Origin of the sequence: Thalassolituus sp. UBA6592 (genome assembly GCF_002433655.1) — a bacterium.
Taxonomy (GTDB): domain Bacteria; phylum Pseudomonadota; class Gammaproteobacteria; order Pseudomonadales; family Oceanobacteraceae; genus Venatoribacter.
In genome coordinates this window covers 8,292-14,638 of record NZ_DJIO01000107.1, presented here as the reverse complement: position 1 = coordinate 14,638, position 6,347 = coordinate 8,292, and the positions used below count along the sequence as shown (strand labels likewise).

The 6,347-nt window shown below is 51.8% G+C and carries 7 protein-coding genes; 3 read left to right on the top strand and 4 right to left on the bottom strand.

Translation table 11 applies throughout. The features are described 5' to 3' along the window. Nucleotides 1-173: 173 nt before the first annotated feature. Nucleotides 174-719, bottom strand: coding sequence for a glutathione peroxidase (locus tag B2Z72_RS10050; RefSeq protein WP_296984671.1), 546 nt, complete (start codon nucleotides 717-719; stop codon nucleotides 174-176). A gap of 298 nt (nucleotides 720-1,017) precedes the next feature. Here B2Z72_RS10050 and B2Z72_RS10045 point away from each other — a divergent pair, with 298 nt between their 5' ends. Further along, nucleotides 1,018-2,232 carry a multidrug effflux MFS transporter gene (locus B2Z72_RS10045; RefSeq protein ID WP_297004701.1) on the top strand — a complete coding sequence of 405 codons (1,215 nt, stop codon included), beginning with the start codon at nucleotides 1,018-1,020 and terminating at the stop codon, nucleotides 2,230-2,232. 88 nt (nucleotides 2,233-2,320) lie between these two features. On the opposite strand, the gene B2Z72_RS10040 is transcribed toward B2Z72_RS10045, so the two are convergent. From B2Z72_RS10040 to B2Z72_RS10030, 3 genes are all read right to left on the bottom strand, one after another. Then, entirely contained in the window at nucleotides 2,321-2,647 is a 327-nt protein-coding gene (locus tag B2Z72_RS10040) for a DUF6482 family protein (RefSeq protein WP_296984675.1), read from the bottom strand. A gap of 129 nt (nucleotides 2,648-2,776) precedes the next feature. Next, nucleotides 2,777-3,076 carry a hypothetical protein gene (locus tag B2Z72_RS10035; RefSeq protein ID WP_296984678.1) on the bottom strand — a complete coding sequence of 100 codons (300 nt, stop codon included), beginning with the start codon at nucleotides 3,074-3,076 and terminating at the stop codon, nucleotides 2,777-2,779. A 165-nt stretch (nucleotides 3,077-3,241) separates the two neighbouring features. Continuing rightward, nucleotides 3,242-3,961: a Bax inhibitor-1/YccA family protein gene (locus B2Z72_RS10030; RefSeq protein WP_296984679.1), complete on the bottom strand. Its 720-nt coding sequence runs from the start codon at nucleotides 3,959-3,961 to the stop codon at nucleotides 3,242-3,244. Nucleotides 3,962-4,071: 110 nt separating this feature from the next. On the opposite strand from B2Z72_RS10030, the gene nhaR reads away from it, so the two are divergent. Together nhaR and B2Z72_RS10020 are read left to right on the top strand one after the other, a co-directional pair. Beyond that, on the top strand, nucleotides 4,072-4,962 hold the full coding sequence (nhaR, locus tag B2Z72_RS10025; protein WP_296984681.1) for a transcriptional activator NhaR: 891 nt from the start codon (nucleotides 4,072-4,074) through the stop codon (nucleotides 4,960-4,962). A 116-nt stretch (nucleotides 4,963-5,078) separates the two neighbouring features. Then, nucleotides 5,079-6,347 (top strand): AMP-binding protein (locus B2Z72_RS10020; protein ID WP_297004697.1); only part of this gene is annotated, 1,269 nt, incomplete at its 3' end.

Here is a 6,347-nt window from a genome sequence, read left to right as displayed (position 1 = left end):
ATCTGCGCTCAGGGATATGCAATTTATTTCTGAACAGAAAGAACCCGAGGCCGGGCAGGCCTCGAATGGTGAAGATAAGCAAAACCCGTTATCCGGTGAATCGCAATGCTGCTCCGCTTAAGTGAACAGCATTGCGGTTATAACCGGGCTTTTTACAGGCAAATGCGATACGCTTATTTGCTCAGTGCATCTGCCAGTGCAGTTTTGAACACGTCATCCGCAACCGTGATATCCGGTGCAAAACGGGCAATTACTTCACCGTCTTTACCTACCAGGAATTTTTCAAAGTTCCACATAATGTCAGTGTCATTGGCTGGCAGCAGATCTTTTGCACCCAGTTTTTCTTTCAGTGCCTGAGCTTCGGTTTTGATGGACTCAGGTTTTGCCGCGATCAGCTGCTGATACAGAGGATGACGACCTTCACCGTTCACTTCAATTTTAGAGAACATCGGGAAAGTTACGTCGTAAGTCAGTGAGCAGAACTGCTGAATCTCTTCTTCTGTGCCTGGTTCCTGACCGAGGAACTGGTTGCATGGGAAACCCAGGATTTCAAAACCTTCGGCAGCTTTTTCTTTGTACAGTGCTTCCAGAGATTCGTACTGAGGGGTCAGACCACACTTTGACGCCACGTTAACGATCAGCAGCACTTTGCCCTGATAGTCACCCAGAGAAATGGTTTCGCCTTTAATGGTTTTTACGTCGGTTGCATGAATGCTCATAATGACTCCGTTAACCCTTTCTTTGGTAAGGGCTTGGTATTGGTGAATGTTACTTACGTGCCGGAATTCTGCGGCAACATTACTGCGTGATGCCATCATTCTATACGAAACATCAGCGCTGGGATAATTCCCAGTAAAATACTCAGTTAATGAAACTCTGTGTTGTTGCATACAGGTTAAGAAAGCAGGTACTGCTATGCTCTCCTGAGGCACAATACGCGGCTGATTTTTGCAGACAGCTACTACACAGACAAACGCAGACAAACACAGACAAACACGGATAAACGGAAAGAATTCATTGAGCAGCACAGCGTCACACACAAGGTCACCAAAAGATCATTCACACCCGGCCATGGCCCTGATTCTGGCCATGGCTATGGCATTGGGGCCTCTGGCTCTGGATACCTATCTGCCGGCCTTCCCTGCCATGGCAGCGGATCTTGGCGTCAGCGTGCACGAAGTATCTCTGACCATTTCCCTGTACGTGTTTGTGATGGCCTTTGGCCAGCTGTTCGGAGGCCCACTGTCGGACCGCTTTGGTCGTGACCGCATTATGCTGGCCGGCATGGCGATCTTTTCACTTTCCAGCCTGCTGATCTGGATGGCCAGCTCGCTGACGGAAGTGATTGCATTGCGTGTTGTACAGGCCTTTGGCGGTGGCTGGGCCATGGTCTGTGTGCCGGCGCTGGTGCGTGATCGCCTGTCTGGTCAGGAAGCTGCACGCTTCTTCAGCCTGATCGGCCTGATGATGGTGGTCGCTCCGGCAGTGGCTCCCAGCGTTGGCAGCCTGTTACTTACTTATACCGGCTGGGGAGGTATTTTTGCCTTTTTGTGCGGCTATTCCTTCCTCGTTATTCTGCTGCTGCGCATGGTCGTTTTCAGCGATTATCAGCGACCTCAGCATGAGGCTCATATCAGCGCCCTTGGACGTTACAAAGCAGTACTCGAAACCCGCGGGGCTATGCGCTTTATTCTGGCCGGCGCCATGGGCTTTTCTGTGATGCTGCTGTTCATTACCCATGCATCGTTTATCTATCAGGAACATTTTGGCGTGACGCCCACCGTTTTCGCTCTGCTGTTTGGTGCCAACGTCATTATGATGATGGCCATGAACCTGACCAACCGACAGATGCTTAAACGTTTTTTACCGGTTCAGGTACTGCGCTGGGCACTGACCTTGCAGTTCTTCGCTCTGATTCTGCTGCTGACCATTTCACTGGCCGGCGCCGGCCTGATGCTGTTTGTACCGGCACTGATTTTGTCGATAGGTATGCTGGGGGCCGTCTCGCCTAATACTCAGGCCTGTTATATGGAGTATTTTCCGCGTCACGGCGGAACCGCAGCGGCTTTGATGGGGGCCAGTCAGTTCTCGATCGCCGGCCTTATCTCGGCCGCATCCACGCTGTTACCGGCAAGCATCAGCGCCATTATCGCCGCACAGCTGGCGTGTTCAGCGATCTGTGTGGCTTTGATGTGGACCGCGCCGAAACATCCTGCAGCAGCGGCCACCTGACATTTCAGCTGGCGTTTAAACAGCCCCGCCAGCCCTCTGCCACTAGCCCTTCTACCACCGGGCCCACTACCACCAGCCCAGCCAAACCTCAGTGACGCGTCAGCGGAATGTTATCCGGCGATACGTGGCTGAGTGGAACCTCCAGCCGGTTTTCTACGCTCCGCCCAGGTTGATTGACCATCTCGTCGTAAGCGCTTTCATGACGCAGTACCAGACTCTGCACCGACAGGCCCTCAAACTGAGCCTTCATTTCCAGCAGACTGAAAGACCGTAACAGCTTGCCCTTCTTATCCGTCACCATCTGTTCCTGACCATCCACCAGCGCGGCAGCCTGATACAGACTCATATCCAGTGAGTGAATGATGATCTTGTCTATGTGATTCAGTTTACGCAGTGCATCCGTAGAAATCGTCATAGCAGCCTCCGCCCCGGCTCAGATACCTGTGTGTCATACACATCAGTGCAACAAACCACCCTATACAACAAAAATACTTTTCGTATAGGTTTTGCATAACTTATAACGGTCAGACGGAAGAGTCCAGCGTCAGTCACCCTGACGGGTACGTTTACGGAAGATTGCGCGGCAGTCAGGTGTGACAACGTTGAAGATGCTGTAACGTTTTTCGCCAAACTTAACGTAGCTGGCGACTTCTTTTACGCGGGTTGGGCTGTGCAGCTTAAGCACTTTGGCGGGATGAAAAATCTCCCCCTGTTTACCAAAGAAGCTCAGGGCTTTCTGATCACTGGCGTCTTTGGCCGCCTGATCCCGGCAAGGATCGAGCGCCTGTACCGGTAAGACCACTAACAGGCATGGCAGCAGCAACAGACAGGAACGGGTCGTCATAAATCATCCTCCTGCACTGAGTCTAGCCGATCAGAGGGAGAACAACGGCCAGGATATTGAAAACAGCGGACGCAAAAAAAACCGCATCCCTTTTGGGGATGCGGCCAACTTCTCGAGCACAGAGAAATACCTCAATCCCGCCACGACCAATGGCGGGAGCAAGTCTTAGTCGTCTGAACCCATCACACCCAGAATCTGCAGCAGACTCAGGAAGATGTTATAGATGGATACAAACAGCGTCACAGTGGCAGAAATGTAGTTGGTTTCACCGCCGTGGATAATCGCACTTGTCTGGTACGCAATCAGCGCACTGGACAGAATAATGAACAGACCGGAAACCGCCAGAGACAGAACCGGCAGTCCCAAGAAGATGTTGGCAATGCTCAGTACGAACGCGACGATCAGACCGATCATCAGGGATTTACCCCAGCCGCTCAGTTCTTTACCGGTAGACAGCACCCAGCCGGACATGGCGAAGAAGATCAGACCAGTACCACCCAGCGCAGTCAGAACGGTTTGCGTGCCGCCCGGCAGGCTCACGTAGTAAGACAGAATCGGACCCAGTGTCAGACCCATAAAGCCGGTCAGAGCAAAGACAGATACGATACCCATGGCTGAGTTTTTGGTTTTCTCAGTCAGGAACAGCAGGCCAAAGTAACCCACCATAGTAATAATAATGCCCAGTGGCGGCATGTTGATCGCCATGGCGATACCAGCGGTCACGGCACTGAACAACAGTGTCATGGACAACAGCATGTAGGTGTTACGCAGAACTTTGCTGCTGTCGGCGGCGACTTCGTAGGTATTTCCCTGACGGCCGGCCTCCATCACCACAGGTTCGGACTGCGATTCAGATTTCATGTTCAGATAATCAGGACGACTCATTTTCAACTCCTGTCAGATAGTTAAGAACATTGTAGAAGCCTGCAATACAAAATAATATTCGAATTATCTTTTGCCAATAGTTCGATTTTACCGATTTGTCATAAAGTGTCATGAAACGTCTCAATTACAAACACCTGCAGTACTTCCATTGTGTTGCCGAGGAAGGCAGCGTACTGGCGGCCGCCCGGCGATTAAACGTTACCCCACAGACCATCAGCGGTCAGCTGCGCCTGCTCGAAGATGAACTGGGCAACCAGCTGTTCGCCAAGGCCGGTCGCGGCCTGGAGCTGACCGATGCCGGCCGGGTCGCGCTGGACTATACCCGCGAAATGTTTCGCTTAGGCGATGAACTGCAGGAAGTCATGCTACAGGAGACGACGGAACGGCCCCTGGAGTTCCGTGTCGGCATTGTTGATGCCCTGCCCAAATCCATTGCCCATCGCTTACTGGCACCGGCGCTGTCAGGGTCAGGCTTTATGCGCATCATCTGCCACGAAGAGCAGATGTCAGTATTGCTGGGCGAGCTGGCGGTGCACCGGCTGGATCTGGTACTGGCGGACAGCCCTATCCCCAGCGGTATGAACGTGCGTTGCTTCAGTCACCCGTTGGGGCGCAGCACCATGGCCTGTTTTGCAGCGCCAGCATTAGTGCAGCAATTCAGTCCTGATTTTCCACAATGCCTGCGTGATGCACCCCTGCTGCTGCCGACGGATACCGCATCCGGTCTGCGCACCGAGCTGCTGAGCTGGCTCGACCGCATGGATATCAGCATGCGCATCAGCGGAGAGTTCGACGATTCTGCCCTGTTACAGGCATTTGGCGGAGAAGGTCATGGATTTTTCTTTGCGCCATCGGCCATTCGCGAGGAAATCTGCGCCAAGTATGACGTCACCTGTGTTGGTGAAGTTGATGAACTGGTGCAGGAGTTTTATGCCGTGTCTGCCGAACGTAAGATCAGCCACAAAGCCGTCAAACTGATTACCGAGCACGCGGCTCTTTGACCGCTTCTGGTGCTTTTCTGTTCATTGATCACTGGTTCAGTCATTTACGATTTTTAACAGAAAGGCAACAGATTAGCGTTTAGTGTGGAGAGAATAACAATAACAAGGATTCTCTCATGGACGTTAAAACCCCGCTCGAAATGCTGTACCACTGGGAAGCACGAAAACCCAACACGGTCTTCCTCCGGCAACCCATTGATGGTGTTTTTCATGAACTGACCTGGAAGCAGACTGCCGATCAGGTACGCCGCATTGCCAGCGCACTGATTGCTCAGAATTATGAGCAAGGCAGTCATATCGCAATATTTTCCAAGAACTGTGCGGAATGGTTTATCGCTGACCTGGCCATCATGATGGCTGGACATGTTTCAGTTCCTATTTATGCCACCGCCGGTCAGGAAACCATCCGCTACATCCTTAATCACAGCAATTGCAAAGCCATTTTTATCGGCAAGCTGGATGACACCCAGAATCAGTGTGCTGCCATTGCCGATGACGTGGTTCGCTTTGCTTTCCCCTACGGCGATATTCCGGCCCGCTACCGCTGGCATGAATTGTTACAGCAACAGCCCATGGGCAGCTCACCGGTACCCGATAAAAAAGAGGTGATGAGCATCATTTACACCTCCGGCAGTACCGGTAATCCAAAAGGGGTAATTAATACCTTTGAATCCTACGGCTGGAGCTGCCAGACACTGGCCGCATCACTGGATGCCACCGCTGACGATAAACTGCTGAGCTATCTGCCGCTGGCACATATCACCGAGCGGGTTTATGTGGAAGGTGCCAGTTTATACATCGGCTGCAACGTGTCTTTTGTTGAATCCCTGGATACCTTTGTTGATGACCTTAAGGCGGTTGCCCCCACCCTGTTTATTTCAGTACCGCGTTTATGGACCCGTTTCCAGATGGGCGTACTGGCAAAAATTCCGCCACACAAACTGAATCGCTTATTAAGCATTCCGATCCTGAAAAATATTGTGGCGAAGAAAATCCGCAAACAACTCGGCTTTGAAAATGTGCGCATTTTCGGCTCAGGTTCTGCACCGATTTCCCCTGCCACTCTGCACTGGTATCAGAAAATCGGCATTAATATCAGCGAAGGCTGGGGCATGTCTGAAAACAATGGTTTAGGCACCCTTTCCTTTCCGTTTCGCAGTGACAAGGTAGGCTGCATCGGCCGCCCTTACGAGGGCGTTAACCTGCGTATTTCTGACGAAGGTGAAATTCAGCTCAAAGGCCCATGCGTTATGACTGAATATTATCTGGAACCAGAAAAAACAGCGGAAGCGTTTACCGACGATGGCTGGCTGAAAACCGGTGATAAAGGCGAAATCGACAGCGATGGTTACGTGCGCATCACTGGTCGTTTAAAAGACATCTTT

Bases quoted from the DNA above. Each gene is read 5' to 3' on its own strand.
- B2Z72_RS10050 (WP_296984671.1), bottom strand. From the start codon at position 719: ATGAGCATTCATGCAACCGACGTAAAAACCATTAAAGGCGAAACCATT.
- B2Z72_RS10040 (WP_296984675.1), bottom strand. From the start codon at position 2,647: ATGACGATTTCTACGGATGCACTGCGTAAACTGAATCACATAGACAAG.
- B2Z72_RS10035 (WP_296984678.1), bottom strand. From the start codon at position 3,076: ATGACGACCCGTTCCTGTCTGTTGCTGCTGCCATGCCTGTTAGTGGTC.
- B2Z72_RS10030 (WP_296984679.1), bottom strand. From the start codon at position 3,961: ATGAGTCGTCCTGATTATCTGAACATGAAATCTGAATCGCAGTCCGAA.
- nhaR (WP_296984681.1), top strand. From the start codon at position 4,072: ATGAAACGTCTCAATTACAAACACCTGCAGTACTTCCATTGTGTTGCC.